The sequence below is a fragment of the Candidatus Poribacteria bacterium genome (assembly GCA_021295715.1).
Classification (GTDB): domain Bacteria; phylum Poribacteria; class WGA-4E; order WGA-4E; family WGA-3G; genus WGA-3G.
Map to the genome: position 1 here is coordinate 1 of JAGWBV010000082.1, position 15134 is coordinate 15134.

Sequence of the window (15134 nt, forward strand, 5' to 3'; positions counted from 1 at the left end):
TTACAGACAGTAGCCAGTCGGCGTTGTTGAGAAAACCTCCGGCTTTTGGCGTAGTCTGTGTTCCATCGTTATTTGCTATGCCATTGTCGAGATTTAAGTAACGTTGCAACTGCGCAAGGATGCTTTTGCCGTTCGTCAAAATTTGTTCCTGCGCCAACATTGGACGCATGTCAGTCTTGTCTGTTGGGTCGCCAATCATTGTCGTACCGCCTCCAATAATTGCAATTGGCTTATGCCCGGCGCGTTGCAGGTGTGCCATCGCCATTATGGGAACAAGACTTCCAACGTGCAGACTCGATGCTGTCGGATCAAAACCGACGTAGTAGGTGATCTGTTCTTCACCTAATAGGCGAGCGATCTGTTCAGCATTCGTAGTCTGCTTGATAAAACCCCGCTCATTTAGGACTTCAAAGACGTTGTCCATTGTTTATCCTGTTTTGATTTGAGTGTTCTTGATTCTATAAAAGGGATTTGGTCGGTACGCTTCATGTCGCGATATTAGAAACCTACAAACTCTACCCGAAAACACACCGTTTGTAGACCTAATACACAAGGGACACAATCGGAAATTTGATAGCAGATTTATAATTACAATCTAACTCGTGCAGAAATTGAGGAAAGGATTTCTTAGTGAAATATCCCTCCTCTATTATACAAAATTTTCGTATTTCTGACAAATAATTTCTATGAGGTTTTTGACGTTTTTGGAACTTTTGGGATTAACCCGAAGCGACCTCGACGCGTCTATAAATATCCGACAAACGGAGTTCACAGCCTATAGAGAGAAGCGATAGGACATCCTCAAGTCCCTGAAACTCGGTCTGCAGCCACTCGGACTCTTGACGGCAGTAATGTTCAACTCGGACCTCGTCTTGGGAAATGAGAATGTAATCTTTTAAGGAAACAATTTGCTGATAATGCTCAAATTTCTCCCCTTTATCGTAACCTGCCGTTGATGGAGAAAGCACTTCTACGATGAGCGTTGGATTCAGAAGGGTATCAAAAGTATCATCTTCCGCGCGCGGCTCACCGCAAACAACGACAACATCTGGGTAAAAGTAGGAGTCTGTCTGGGGAACCTTCACCCGCATATCACTGGCGGCGACCCGACACTCCCCGTTCATCAATTGAATGTTAAGATGAGTTGCTATATTCACTGTAAGGAAATTATGCGCGAAACTTGCGCCGGACATGGCGACTATCTGTCCGTTGAGGTATTCGTGTTTCGTCGTCGCCTTGCGTTCAAAAGCAAGCTGCAGTGGATGCCATAATTTACTTCCCGGCTTCTGTTAAGGTGGTGGGCTCCTCAGGAAATGTGATGCGTCTATAAACATCCGACAGGCGAAGTTCACATCTAATTGAAATGAGAGACAGCACCTCCTGCAGCCCGCAAAATTCAGTCAAGAGCCACTGTGTGCCTTGCCGAAGATAGTGCTCCACGCGAATCCTATCCTGTGAAACGAGGACGTATTCTTGCAAAGCAGCGATTTGCCGGTAGTGTGCGAATTTTTCGCCCCTGTCATACGCCTCCGTAGATGGCGAAAGCACTTCTATGAGCACAATCGGATTAAGCAGCGTATCGAAAACATCATCCTCAAAGCGCGGTTCATCACAGACAACAACGATATCTGGGTAGGTATACGAGTCTGTTTGATGATTCTTCACGCGCATTTCACTGACGTAAGTTTCACAGGCTCGATCTATTAATTGCGTGTAAAGTCCATTAAACATATTGCCGGTGATGAGATTATGCTCGCGACTTGCGCCGGACATGGCGACTATCTGTCCGTTGAGGTATTCGTGTTTCGTCGTCGCCTTGCGTTCAAAAGCAAGGTATCAGCGGATGACATGCGTGCCTCCATACATCTCGCTTCGGATACCTAAACTGGTTCGAGCAGAACCAGTTCCAGGATTGAAACCAGCCTCGTGAATTTTGAAAAAGTAGGACTATTCCTCATCATCTTCTGAATAGGAGTGTCCGCTGAAAATTGCCCGGACCTGCTTCGCTGTTTTGGGACCTGAGAGCAATTTTCCTATCCGATCGCCCTCTTCTTCAAGCAACGCCTTGACGTTCGTCAGAACCGCCTCTAACTGATCCCCTGGGAACTTGCACGCGCCGTTCTCGTCCATGTGGATGATTTCGCCCGGCGCAACATCCATTCCGCCTATTGAGACAGGGACGTTGACAGCCTGAACTGCCATCGCACCGTGTCCGGGTGTGATGCCACTTAACAGATACTGAAATTCCATTGGGCGGATTTCGTCAATATCGCGTGATGGACCGTTTGAAATGGCACCTAAGCAGCCTACTGATTTCATCGCCGCTGTCATATTGCCGCCTGCTAAACCGACCTTATTGGCGAGCTCCGGAGGGAACTTCTGCTCAAATGCGAAGATCGTCGGTTGCTTGGAGGCACCCAGCGCGTCAATGACATCCATAAAAGAGAGTTCCGAGTAGTTCGGGTCCGGGACGCTGTAGACGCACGTCACCGCATAACCGGCAATGGCTCCGAGCTCAGGATACATACAGCGGATGGTTGTATCGGTATACCAATTCTCTGTCCATGGATTATAGAGTCCAAGACAAAGCGGACTCCCCGGATACGTAGCAACCACGTTTGTGATTGAAGGCGTATCATATTTGCGCAGTTCTGCCAACATTTCCTGTTCTGTTAATGCCATTTTAATTGTTCCTTGCGGTTAAGTAGTGTAGGTTTGAGATTTGACGTTCTTTTCTCTGCAGTCGTCAACCCTTATGGGCTTGACTTGGGTTTGTATAGGGGCTGGAAATGTAATACAAGGAACGGATTTAGTCTCCGCGCAGCCTAAATCCGCCAACCCCTACCGCATTTCAGGCTGAGCGTTTTGGATTTGATTCAAATTCGTGTCCAAGTTCTCGAACCTCTATAGGATCACCGAAAACCTGCTTGAAACGAAGTGGAAAGCAGGGCAGAAACTTAATAATTAAAAAATTTAGACAGGCATTGTTCTACCGGCGTATGCCCGTCCGATGCGTGCCGCTTCTTCGCCGCCACCCGTAATCCGAACGCCAGCGTCGATGCTCGCCTCAATTGTATCGGGTGAAGTGCTTTCCAAGAACGCGATACCGCCAGCTTTGCACGCCGCAGCAACGCGATTCCGGGCATCTTCCAATTCTTGTGGACGTGGGTTCGGTGGATTTTTGTAGCCAAATGACATGCTCATGTCCCCCGGACCCCATTCAGCGAAGGCGATTCCGGGCACCTGTGCTGTGATTTCGACGTTCGCTAACGCACGCTTGTTTTCAAATTTGAGACCCAAGAGAAGTTCACCGTTCGGATTCAGGGGCCATGGATCGGCGACATCCAAGTATTCGTTAGCAGAGATGCCCCAGATAGGTGCAGCGGAACCTTGTCCCGCGGAGCCGCGTCTTCCAACATCCAATTGTGTACCGACGCCGATGGTCTGGAATGGGTAACGGCACGCTTCCACAAACGCCTTGACGGCTTCTGGCGATTCAGCGTGACAAAGCAGTAGACCGTGCACGCCGCGCGCGAGAAGCTGCCGCATCTGCCAGCCGTTGGCACGAATCACATCTGCACTGATGCCATCTACTGGTAATTCAACAATAACAGCCGGGGTTTGGTGTCCGCTATTGGTGGGACCGCCGTCAGCGAGCCCACGCATGAAACTATCCAATCCAGCGAGATCGAAACTCCCATGCTCCATGCCGACATTGATGTAGTCTGCCCAAGTTTTTGCCATCGCGCGACCCGCGTCATAGTGCAGGTTCGCGCCCGTGTGACTGCCGGTATAGAAAACAGGCAGATCGTCTGCTAACAGTTCAATCGCTTTATTAACGCGTTTCGGCATTGGGGTTCTCCTTACTAATGTGCAATATTACAATATTTTTGATGAATGGTGGTTTCGATTACTTTCGATTCCGTTCTGGAATCTAAGTTAAAATTGTATAAAAAATGTGACAATCTGTCAACATAAATTTTTAAGGAATCGGCGCGCGGTTGGAGCCGAAATTTCAGAAATGTTTAGTTTTGGGAAGGATTTAATTTTATCTGTTTTTTTATTTATTTTATCGTTGATTTCCTTAAAAAGTTACAAAATTTTATCCTATTTTTATTTCATTATTTTTACTAATCTGCATGCAACTTAGGCATCATATAAGTCCGAGAGTATCTAATTTTTTTATGATGATATGAGAAAAATGGATGCTGAACAATTACGGGTTATTAATATTTCTATTTCTCAATAAACAGTTTTTCTGACAACGAATATGGTAAACCAGAAAAATAAGCAGACATTCTCCCCTCCCCGGGTAGGCGAGGTCTCTAACCTCGCCGGGGCAGCGTGTACAATTAATTCTAAAGTTTACCATAAATGGAGACTCTATAGTCCTAAAGAATTTTGAAATTCCTTGACAAATCCGCAGATTTTAAATAACTTAAAAGGAGAATCATGTATTAAATTTCTCTAAGGAGCGATGAAAATTGTGAGAGCACTTGTCGTTAAATTATTGCCAGATGAAAAGCGTGAGAAAATTGTTGTCACCGATTGGGAAGAGCCAGCACCACCTACTGGAAACGAGGTGCTGTGTCAAGCTGTCTTCACCGGACTAACGAACGGTACAGAACGGAATCAACTCATCGGTGGGAACTATTCAGCCTCCAATAGTCGGTTACCAACCACCGATGGATACCAGAACGTCGGCAGAGTCATTGAAACAGGACCGGACGTAACGCAACTTCAAGTCGGTGATCTTATCTATGCCAGTGTGAACCATGTCGAACGGTTCACTATTTCAGAAGATGGACTTTTGTTAAAATTACCAGAAGACATTGATCCAGGCGAAGCCGCCCTCTTCGGCATCTCTGGTGTCGCCATGCATTGCTGCAGGCGTATTGATCCGCGCATCGGAGAAAAAGTGCTTGTTGTCGGTCAGGGCTGCATCGGTATGTTCGCGGCACAGATCGCCAACGCCATGGGAGCTCGCGTAACGGTGTGCGACATTGAGGAAACTCGACTCGAACAGATCCGCCAACTGGGTGTCGCAGAGACGGTTCTCAATACGAGTGATGATGGTTGGGATTCTCAAATTCAAGAGGGTTCGTTTGATGCCGTCATGGATTTCGCGGGTGTTCCAGACATGGTGACACCGATGATTCAGGCTTGCAAAGTTCGAGGGCGATTACTCTTAGTCGCTGGACGGTTCGATGTCAATTATACCTTTAATGTTGGGCAACATAAGGAGATTAGTATCCTTCAGTGTAGCCATTTCACGTGTGACGATCTGGAAAATCTCTGTCGATTGCTCCGCCAAGGTTCTGTCAAAATTGCACCACTCATCCGACATCGAGTGAGTGTTGACGAAGCACCGCAGATATATAGGTGGCTCCGTGATGAACCGATGCGTTTGTTGGGTAGCGTATTTCAATGGGAGTAAGTTCAAGTTCTGCTTCCGTACTGGTTTGGAAGTTTGGAAGTTTGGAAGATAGCGGACACAGTGTTTCTTTCACCCTTCCGCCTCTTCCACCCTTCCCGTTCTTCCACCCTTCCGCCTCTTCCACCCTTCCCGTTCTTTCACCCTTCCTCTTCTTCCACCCTTCCTAAAAACCTTAAATTTGTTTCTTAATATTGCTTAAATCAAAAAAAGTGCAACTTTTTTGCAACTCGTTTGTAGTAACGACAACCTCAAAATGCGCGGAGTTGAAACATGACAGAAGATAAATTCCTTGAGCTTGTTCATACACACAAGGCTCGGGTTTATCAACACACCCTCTATCTACTCGGAAATCGGGAAGATGCAGAGGATATAACACAAGAGACGTTTATCACGGCGTGGAAACACCGGAACAAATTGCGTCCGAAGACTGCACACTCATGGTTGCTAAAATGTGCGCAGAATCTCTGTTTCAATCTGCTAAAGCGTAACAAATTTCAGGTGCATTTAACAGGCGGAGACGATACAGATCCCGAAACAGAACTCGAAACTTTAATGCACACGCATTCTAATCGATCAAATCCATCACCAGATGAGATTGTGATCCAGCAAGAGCTCAAAGAGTCGGTCCAGTGTGCCATTAAAAAATTGCCGCCAGATATGCGGTCAGTGATAATTATGCGGGAATTGAACGGCATGAGTTTCAAGGAGATTGCCGAGGTTTTAGAACAACCCGAAGGCACCGTAAAATCTACTGTATTCCGTGCCCGCAAAAGGTTGCGGGAGTTACTACGTCCCTACTGGAGGAATGAAGAATGAACGATTTTCCTCTTCACCAAGATTCATTTTGCATGGAAGTTCAGGACAATTTAGAGGCATATCTCGCCGATGAATTAGATACAGACCTTCATGCGACAATAGCGACACATGTTGCGTCCTGTTCAATGTGTCAAGATGAAGTTCGCTTCGCACAAGCAATTAGCGGTGCATTGCACGAACTTCCCAAACCAGAGCCACCGCCGGAAATCTTCAACGCCGTTGAGGCTTACGTCCGCGCGCATCCCAACAAGGGACCGAGCTGGCTACATCGGATACTCCAACTGTTTACGTTCTCGAATGATTTAACTTCGGTACTCGCTCGCGCAGGCGCGTTGGCGTGTCTCATCGGAATTGCCCTGTTCGGGACCTACCAGTACCAACAGTATCTCAAAGTAAAGCAAGCCTCACGTGACTTGGCTTATGCACTCGGTAAGTTGAATTACGCCGTGGAGCGAACAGGCACCGTTGTTAACGAGAAACTCCCAGATGTGCGGATTGATGAAGTCTCAAGTCGTCCCTTTATTCAGATTGAAACAGCCTCTCGCCGCGCATCGAAACAGACGAAGGGCGCTTCATCAGCAATTCACCGGAGTCTTGATAGCCTTGACCGGTTACCGCGAAACACTCTGGACACAAAAAGCAACAAACGTTCATATTAAGGAGAAGAAATCCATGAAAAGATCCACCCTTACAGCCCTTTTAACAGGTATAGCCTTTTTAGCCGTTTGCTGTTTTTTCACCAATGGGCACGCCCAGAACAGCAACTTAGAAGAAACAACTCGAGGAAAAATAGAAATGAATCTGCCGGATGCCCCTGTCCCGAAAGTTGAAATTAACTTGGACAAGAGCCTCTTGGGCCTTTTTATCAATTTCGGCATCGCAAGTAACCCGAAACTTGCTGGAGATGGATCGGTAGATCTGTCGGAATATACGGCGTATGCCGAAATGCTAAAAGGTGCCTCTATCCGAGCTTACGATAAAGAGATGAAAGACCTCGACCAGATGGTGGACCACTATCGTGGTATCCTTGAAAACGAAAAGTGGGAACATCTCGTCAAAATCAGGGATAAATTCGATCTCAGCCTGCTTTACGCGGAAAAATCGGGTGTCGTGCACGGTATCTTCGTTATGTTCACCGATGATGGCAATTCGGGTTTTGTGAACATCTATGGGGAGATCAATTTTCAGAAACTCGGCACTCTATTTGGACAACTTCTGGAATCTAATTCGGAGGAGGCGATCTCCGAAACAGTTCGCAATTGGATAAAGGCTCCGATGCCCCACCGGTGGGAAGTAAAGCGCAACGCCGAGAAACCGGATCATGCCCTGAAATCAGAAACCACAGCAACTAACCGTTAAAATAGATAAGGAGTAGAACCCATGAAACTGCAAAAGCACTTTATACGACTGTTCATGCTGCTGTTTTTAGTTGCATCGTTAACACTGATGCACTCAGCAGTCGCGCAGCAGGACAAATCGGACAAAACCGATAGAAAAGGACTTATCCTCTTCGATTTCCCGGAGCCGCTTGCGGCGAAAGTCGAAGTTAACTTAACCTCGAAACTCATCAGTTTAGTCACCAAATCGGTGAGTAATCAACCCGAAGTCGCCGAACTGATTAAGATGTTGGACGGTATCTATGTCCGCACCTACGATAGGGCAACGATTGATGAGAAGAAATTAGTTAACTATTTCAAGGAAAAGCTCAAAGAGGATGAGTGGGAAGTCCTCGTCAAGATTGAGGAAAACAGTGAAACAGTGGAGATCAATCTACTGTTTGACGAGGAAAAAGTTTACGGGATTTTCGCTATCATTATCCCGAAAAGGTCTGGAGAAGCCACTTTTGTCAACATCGTCGGGGAGATTGCACCAGAACGCATTGAGGAATTGCTCGGGAATCTCAGCAATTTCGGTGCGGTAGACATCGATTTTGGCGACAAATTGAAAGGGCAATGGAAAAGAGAAGACACAGGAGAAAAAGCGACAGTCATGATTCTCGGTAGTACATTTTTCACAAATCCGGGAATCAATGTATTCAATGTAAAAATGGATGATGTCCTCGCGCCCAAACGCCAAAGCGAAATGGAACAACTGGTGACGCAACTGAAAGCATTTGGTCCCACCAAGATAGCCGTTTATGTAGACGAAAGGGATGATGCGGAGATTAACGCAAACTATCAAGGCTACTTGGAGGGCACCTACGAACCCACACGGCGCTTGCATGACCAAATTGGCTTTCGGTTAGCCAAACAGATGGGACATCCGAAACTTTACTGTGTTGCTGACTGGCCAAAACACCGGCCGATCCGTGATAAAATTGACGACCACTTGATGGACTACGCCACGTTTGCGGAGACGCATAATCAGGAGCACCTCTTATGGAGCATTTCCTCAAGCGGGGTGAAAGTTCGGGCGGACGTAGATGGCACGGTCTGGGTTGAACATGAAGGATATGAACCGCTGATTGACATGTACATAAGGATGAACGATCCTGAATCTATGCGTGCCGACCACCAAAGTTATCTGCGCACCGCACGCATTGGACTCAAAGACCAATACCCAGGTGCCAATTGGGTTGCACATTGGTGGTATGCGCATAATCTCAAGAATTTTGTGAATTTGACGCGAATCACGGAGTCCACCGATGATCGCATTCTGCTAATTGTTGGTGCTGGACATGTTTATCTGATTCAGCAGTTTCTTGAGGAATCGGGAGACTACATCGTTGAAAGCCCGCTGCAATACTTGAACGCAAACGAGGTGGAAACGCCTTAATCTGTTGTTCCATTTTTTGAGGTAGGGTTACCCATACCACAGGTAGGAGAAAGTTTTATGAAAGTCTTAGGGAAATGCCATGTTTATTTAATGATATTACTTGCCACCGTGCTATTCATAATCGGCACAGCCGCAAGCGGTGATCAGACAGGGCCATCTACAGGAGATACTACGCAAATGACGCAAAAACCGACCCTTATGATTCTTGGTAGTGGACACTTGGCAAATTGGGGGGCAGACCGAATCAATTACAGAATGGATGATGTGCTTGCTCCTAAACGGCAAGTTGAACTTCAGGCACTTGCGGATCAACTCGCCCAATTTAAACCGACGAAGATAGCCGTTGAAGTTGATGAACGTTGGGATGCCAAGCTTCAGGAGGAATACAACGGTTATCTAAAGGATAGTTTTCAACTTGAGCCTCATGAAATTCATCAGATCGGCTTCCGACTCGCGAAAGATATGGGACATCCAAAGGTCTACTGTGTGGATTATTTTCGCGATGATCCAATCGTCCGAGAGGATCTGGATCATCATTTGACAGATTGGGGCACGTTTGCAGAGGCGAACGATCAGGAACACCTTCTGGGTCCTCCACCTACTGGAAAGATGACGGAGGATGAAGATGGCAAAATCTGGATTGAACCTGAGAAATACGAACCGATAATTGACATGTATATACGGATGAACCAAGATGAAAAAATCCGCACAAACCTCCGCGACTATTTAAGGATTGCGCGAATTGGGTTGCAAGATCAGTATCCTGGCGCGAATTGGGTTTCACATTTTTGGTATCCAAGGAACCTAAAAACTTTCGTCAATCTCACCCGAATTACGGAATCAGAAGATGAGCGTATTTTGCTAATCATTGGGGCTGGACACTTGGGATTTCTTAAACAGATTGCGGAAGACTCTGAATTTTATTACATAGAGAGCCCATTGCAATACTTAAAAACGGAGAAGATTGACTGATGAAACATCCAGCAAAACCTACAATCATGATTCTTGGGAGTCACCACTTGGCAGGTTGGGATGGAGATAATATAGATGATATGCGCGCGCCTAAACGTCAGCGCGAACTTCAACAACTTGCGGATCAACTGGCTCAATTTCAGCCGACGAAGATAGCTGTTGAGGTCGACCACCTTGACTCCAATCTTCAGCAGGAATACAACGCCTATCTGAAGGACGAATTTCAACTTGAACGCCATGAAGTCCATCAAGTCGGGTTTCGATTGGCGAAGATGATGGGACATCCACAGATCCATTGCGTGGATTACTTCCGAAGCGCTGAGGAGAACCCAATCTTTGGAGGGGATCCTGATGACGATTTGACGGATTACTATAAGTTTGCCAAAACGCACGGCCAAGAGCATTTCCTGCGTCTCCCTTCTACGAAAGAAAAAACCGCTCAGGATGAAGACGGTACAACTCGGACTGAACCTGAGTACGAGCCAATTATTGACATGTACATACGGCTCAATCAACCTGAATGGATACATTCAGACCATCAGAAATATCTGCGGAGCGCGCGGATTGGGTTAGGCGATCAATATCCAGGTGCCAATTGGATGGGGTACTTCTGGTATCCGCGTAATCTCAAGACTTATGTGAATCTGACGCGAATTACCGAATCTGACGATGAGCGAATCCTGCTGATTATCGGTGCCGCCCATACCTTTCTGATTCAGCAGTTTCTTGAGGATTCGGGAGATTATATCGTTGAAAGCCCGCTTAAATACTTGGATGCAACCGAAGCGGAAACGCCTTAACCTGTTGTTCGAGTTGTTGAGGATTTGGTAGTCCTTTTTTTCAGAGGAGATCGACACACTACAGATAGGAAAAATTTTTATGCAAGTTTTAACGAAATGCCAATTTTATTTGATGATATTATTCGTTGCTGTGTTATTTGCAGTCGGTCCAGTTGCAAGCGATGATCAGACAACCCCATCTACAGGAGATGCTATGCAAATAACGAAAAAACCGACAATTATGATTCTTGGCAGTTGGCACTTTACAAGTTCGGGACTGGATGGCATCAATACAAAAACAGATAATGTCCTCGCCCCCAAACGTCAGCGCGAGATTGAGCAGGTGGTTGAACACCTCAAAGAATTTAAACCTACCAAGATAGCGGTTGAGGTAGATCCAAGTCGCTGTGACAGGGAAATCAAAAACTATCAAGGTTATCTAAACGCGACCTACGCACTCGGACCATATGAGGGAGATCAGATTGGATACAGGTTGGCAAAAGAGTTCGGACATTCAAGGATGTATTGTGTTGATTATTGGCCGGAACACTGGCCTGTCCATATTGATCACGAGTTAATGGACACCACTACATTTGCAAAAACTCACAATCAGGAGCACCTTCTCCAACCGCTACCTACAGGGAAAGTCACTCGGGACGCGGATGGCAGAATCTGGATTGAACCTGAGAAATATGAACCAATGATTGACAAGTACATACGGATCAATCGGCCCGAAAGTTGGCGTGCCGATCATCAAGGATACATCCGTGCCGCACGGGTTGGACTTGGTGATGAATACCCGGGTGCGAATTGGCTTGTTCATAGCTGGTATGCTCGGAACCTCAAGATTTTTGTGAACATAACACGCATCATCGAATCTGCCGATGATCGAATCCTGTTGATTATCGGTGCCGGGCATGTCTTCCTCGTGCAGCAATTCCTTGAAGATTCAGGGGATTACGTTGTCGAAAGCCCACTGAAATACTTGGATACGAAGGGCATGCAGACCCCGTAACCTATTGTTTCGATTGTTGAATTGTTGAAAATTTGGTACCCTTTTTTCAGGCGGGTCAATCCTACAGATAGGAGAAAGTTCTATGAATGCCTTAGTGAGATGCAAATTCTATTTCGTGACCTTACTTTTCGCCGTGTTACTTATGCCTGGGGCAGCCTTAGGTGAGGATCAAACGGTCGCATCCACAGGAGATATTAAGCAGATGACACAAAAACCTACGATTATGATTCTGGGCAGTGAACACTTATCGAATCCGGGAATGGATGGCATTAATACCAAAATGGATGATGTCCTTGCTCCCAAACGTCAGCGCGAGATTCAACAGTTGGTCAAACAGCTCAAAGCGTTTCAACCCACTAAGATAGCACTTGAGGTGGATCCCAGGTTTGACGCTAAAATTAATGCAAATTATCAAGGATATTTAGAAGTATCCTATGAACTCAAGCGGGGTGAAGGCGATCAGATTGGATTTCGGTTAGCCAAGCAGCTGAATCATCCGAAAATGTACTGTGTTGATTATTTTTGGTCGGAACAGCACTCCCGCCGCCCTGAAAGTGAGATTGACTGGGATTTGAAAGACTACCGTACGTTTGCAAAAACCCACAATCAGGAGCACTTCCTTACTTCTTTGCCTATGACTGAAGGGAAAGTTACGCAGGATGAAGATGGCACAGTTTGGATTGAACCTGAAAAATATGAATCAATGACTGACATGTACATACGACTCAACCAACCTGAAGGCAGACGTACAGATCACCAAGGATACATGCGGATTGCACAGATTGGATTAGGCACTCAATACCCGGGTGCGCATTGGGTTGTCCATAATTGGTATGCTCGGAATTTCAAGATTTTTGTGAACATAACGCGCATCACCGAATCTGCTGATGATCGCATTCTATTAATTATCGGTGCCGGGCATGTCTTCCTCGTCCAACAGTTTCTTGAAGATTCAGGAGATTACATCGTCGAAAGCCCGCTGAAATACTTGAATACAACCGAGAACGAGACACCTTAACCTGTTGTTCCGGTTGTTGAAAATCTGGTAATCCTTTTTGAGTGAGATTTAACTCGACTACAGGGCGGAGAAAGTTTTATGAAAGCTTAGTGAAATACAAACTTTATTTGATAACGTTGCTCGCCACTATGTTATTTACAGTTGGCACAGTCGCAAGCGATAATCAGACAGATGTATCTACAGGAGAAACTAAGCAGATGCCACAAAAACCGACAATTATGATTCTGGGTAGCGCACACTTGGCGAATCCGGGAGCAGATGTATACAACACAAAAATGGATGATGTCCTCGCACCCAAACGTCAACGCGAGATTGAACAACTGGTCACACAGCTTAAAGCGTTTCGTCCCACCAAGATAGCCATTGAGGCAGATGAAAGGTTTGACGCTAAGATTAACGCAGACTATCATGGCTATCTGGAAGGCACATACCAACTCAAGCGTGGGGAAAGCAACCAAATTGGCTTTCGGTTGGCTAAACAGCTGGGACATCCAAAGATGTACTGCGTCGATTATTGGCCGGAACGTTGGCCAATCCTTGAAAAAATTGATGATCATTTGATAGATTATTATGCCTTTGCAGAAACTCGCAATCAGGAGCACTTCCTCTGTCCACCCCCTGTTGCTGAAGGAAAAATTGTCAAGGATAAGGATGGCACAACTTGGATTGAACCTGAGAAATACCGGTCAATTATTGAGATGTACATACAGGGCAACGAACCTCAAGGGAGACGCGCAGATCATCAGGCATATCTGCGGAGTGCACGCATTGGGTTAGGCGACCAGTATCCGGGTGCGAATTGGGTGGCCCATATTTGGTATGCTCGGAATCTCAAGATTTTTGTGAACCTCACGCGCATCACCGAATCTAATGACGACCGGATTCTGTTGATTATCGGTGATGGGCATGTCTTTCTCATCCAGCAGTTTCTTGAGGATTCGGGAGATTATATTGTAGAGAGCCCGTTGGACTATTTAAGTGCGCAAGAAACACAATAAGATAGAAGGCTGAAACGCCTTCCCTACACTCTATTGTAATTTAGGACTAACCGAGGTCAACAGAAGACTATGTGGGACAAAGTAAAATTAACCCGCCCTTCATTTCGAGACTTACTCTGGTTGTTCGCACGGGTGTTGAAGGCATCGCCTTTTATCGCTGCTGTATGGATAACCCTTGTCCTCATCAACGCAGGTGCTGCGGCAGCCCAACTGCTTGTGCTCCGAGAAACCGTTAATACCCTCGTCGATGCAGACCTTATGAGTAGTGCTGTCCCATGGCTGGTTGCGCTCTGTTGCCTCTTTTTCGTGGAACAAGCAGTCTCAACATTCCTCCCGCTTTTGCGTGAACAACTCCGCATTAGAGCCGGTTTCGCTTTGCAGCGGGATGCCTTGCAAAAGACAGGCAAACTGCCACTGGAAGCATTTGATGACGAGGAATCGCATAACCTCATCAATCGTGTCGTTACTGGCGGGGATTCCAGCGTTGTCCAATTGATGCAAAACGGCTTGAACTTTATTGAATACGTCCCTGTTCTACTCACCAGTGCCGTTGTTTTAGGACTGATTTCAATTTGGATTCCTCTGATTATCATTGGCGGTGCAATATTACTGCGCGTGTTTGAAATTCGGATGGGAAGCCGAGTGCGCCACTTCGAGGTGGAAAACACACGCAACAAACGACTCGCGGATTACTACGTCCAACTTCTAACAGAACGACGCAGTGCCGCCGAAATCCGCTTATGGGGAATCGGCGAAACCCTGCTCCAACGCTGGCGGACGATCCTCGCACAATATCTTCGGGAACGTCTGCATATCTCATTTCAAAATGCCTCCCAAGGTATTTTCCAAGTGTTTATTTTCGTAGCCATCAGCGCTGGGGCATTACTGGTTACATCGCTTTCACAGGGAAGGGTCGAAGCCGGACTCGCCGCTTTGGTGTTGGAGGCACTCCGGAATATCACTGCAGGTATGAACTCTATGCAGTATTTCGTCATCGGTTTTGTCCAACACGCTGGCTACGGAGAGGACCTTCGCCGTCTGTTAGAAAAGGAAGAGGAGGAAGTCGCTCCCGAAACACAAACGCCTTCTCCGCACCCGATGCGTGAAGGTATCCGCTTGCATGACGTCGCGTATCGTTACCCGGGTGCAAACACAGATGCGCTCTCTGACATTAACATTCATATTCGTCCGGGCGAAATTCTCGCTATCGTCGGTGAAAACGGTGCCGGAAAGACGACGTTGGCACACATCTTAGCAGGCTTGCGTTCTCCGACAGCAGGACACGTCACAATAGACGGTATTGATACCGCCACAATCTCATCCG

General features: G+C 46.6%; 16 protein-coding genes. 11 read left to right on the forward strand and 5 right to left on the reverse strand.

All coding sequences use genetic code 11. The annotated features are described in order from the left end of the window. The 5 genes from tyrS to J4G07_17860 all read right to left on the reverse strand — a co-directional run. On the reverse strand, nt 1-424 hold a 424-nt coding region (gene tyrS / locus J4G07_17840; GenBank protein MCE2415847.1), incomplete at its 3' end, for a tyrosine--tRNA ligase. Nucleotides 425-719: 295 nt separating this feature from the next. Next, nucleotides 720-1259 (reverse strand): Uma2 family endonuclease, encoded by a 540-nt coding sequence (locus tag J4G07_17845; GenBank protein ID MCE2415848.1) that lies wholly within the window; start codon nt 1257-1259, stop codon nt 720-722. A gap of 13 nt (nt 1260-1272) precedes the next feature. Then, on the reverse strand, nt 1273-1773 hold the full coding sequence (locus tag J4G07_17850) for a Uma2 family endonuclease (protein ID MCE2415849.1): 501 nt from the start codon (nt 1771-1773) through the stop codon (nt 1273-1275). A 174-nt stretch (nt 1774-1947) separates the two neighbouring features. Next, nucleotides 1948-2682 (reverse strand): RraA family protein, encoded by a 735-nt coding sequence (locus tag J4G07_17855; GenBank protein MCE2415850.1) that lies wholly within the window; start codon nt 2680-2682, stop codon nt 1948-1950. A gap of 291 nt (nt 2683-2973) precedes the next feature. After that, on the reverse strand, nt 2974-3852 hold the full coding sequence (locus tag J4G07_17860; protein MCE2415851.1) for a hypothetical protein: 879 nt from the start codon (nt 3850-3852) through the stop codon (nt 2974-2976). A gap of 625 nt (nt 3853-4477) precedes the next feature. Between J4G07_17860 and J4G07_17865 the strand changes: the two genes are divergently transcribed. The 11 genes from J4G07_17865 to J4G07_17915 all read left to right on the forward strand — a co-directional run. After that, the gene (locus tag J4G07_17865; GenBank protein MCE2415852.1) at nt 4478-5437 is read left to right on the forward strand and encodes a zinc-binding dehydrogenase; all 960 of its coding nucleotides are present in this window, start codon (nt 4478-4480) and stop codon (nt 5435-5437) included. Between the two features lie 270 nt (nt 5438-5707). Beyond that, nucleotides 5708-6253 carry an RNA polymerase sigma factor gene (locus tag J4G07_17870; GenBank protein MCE2415853.1) on the forward strand — a complete coding sequence of 182 codons (546 nt, stop codon included), beginning with the start codon at nt 5708-5710 and terminating at the stop codon, nt 6251-6253. Beyond that, on the forward strand, nt 6250-6912 hold the full coding sequence (locus tag J4G07_17875; GenBank protein MCE2415854.1) for a hypothetical protein: 663 nt from the start codon (nt 6250-6252) through the stop codon (nt 6910-6912). The genes J4G07_17870 and J4G07_17875 overlap by 4 nt, the downstream gene beginning before the upstream one ends. 13 nt (nt 6913-6925) lie before the next feature. Beyond that, entirely contained in the window at nt 6926-7612 is a 687-nt protein-coding gene (locus J4G07_17880; GenBank protein ID MCE2415855.1) for a DUF4252 domain-containing protein, read from the forward strand. Nucleotides 7613-7633: 21 nt separating this feature from the next. Then, nucleotides 7634-9028 carry a DUF4252 domain-containing protein gene (locus J4G07_17885; GenBank protein MCE2415856.1) on the forward strand — a complete coding sequence of 465 codons (1395 nt, stop codon included), beginning with the start codon at nt 7634-7636 and terminating at the stop codon, nt 9026-9028. A gap of 177 nt (nt 9029-9205) precedes the next feature. Next, nucleotides 9206-10000, forward strand: a complete 795-nt coding sequence (locus tag J4G07_17890) for a hypothetical protein (GenBank protein ID MCE2415857.1) — start codon at nt 9206-9208, stop codon at nt 9998-10000. Continuing rightward, on the forward strand, nt 10000-10800 hold the full coding sequence (locus J4G07_17895) for a hypothetical protein (protein MCE2415858.1): 801 nt from the start codon (nt 10000-10002) through the stop codon (nt 10798-10800). Before J4G07_17890 ends, J4G07_17895 begins: the two co-directional genes overlap by 1 nt. A gap of 193 nt (nt 10801-10993) precedes the next feature. Beyond that, complete coding sequence (locus J4G07_17900) at nt 10994-11794, forward strand: hypothetical protein (protein ID MCE2415859.1); 801 nt, start codon at nt 10994-10996, stop codon at nt 11792-11794. 202 nt (nt 11795-11996) lie between these two features. Beyond that, the gene (locus J4G07_17905; GenBank protein ID MCE2415860.1) at nt 11997-12812 is read left to right on the forward strand and encodes a hypothetical protein; all 816 of its coding nucleotides are present in this window, start codon (nt 11997-11999) and stop codon (nt 12810-12812) included. A gap of 89 nt (nt 12813-12901) precedes the next feature. Further along, entirely contained in the window at nt 12902-13810 is a 909-nt protein-coding gene (locus tag J4G07_17910) for a hypothetical protein (GenBank protein MCE2415861.1), read from the forward strand. A gap of 69 nt (nt 13811-13879) precedes the next feature. Beyond that, on the forward strand, nt 13880-15134 hold a 1255-nt coding region (locus tag J4G07_17915; protein MCE2415862.1), incomplete at its 3' end, for an ABC transporter ATP-binding protein.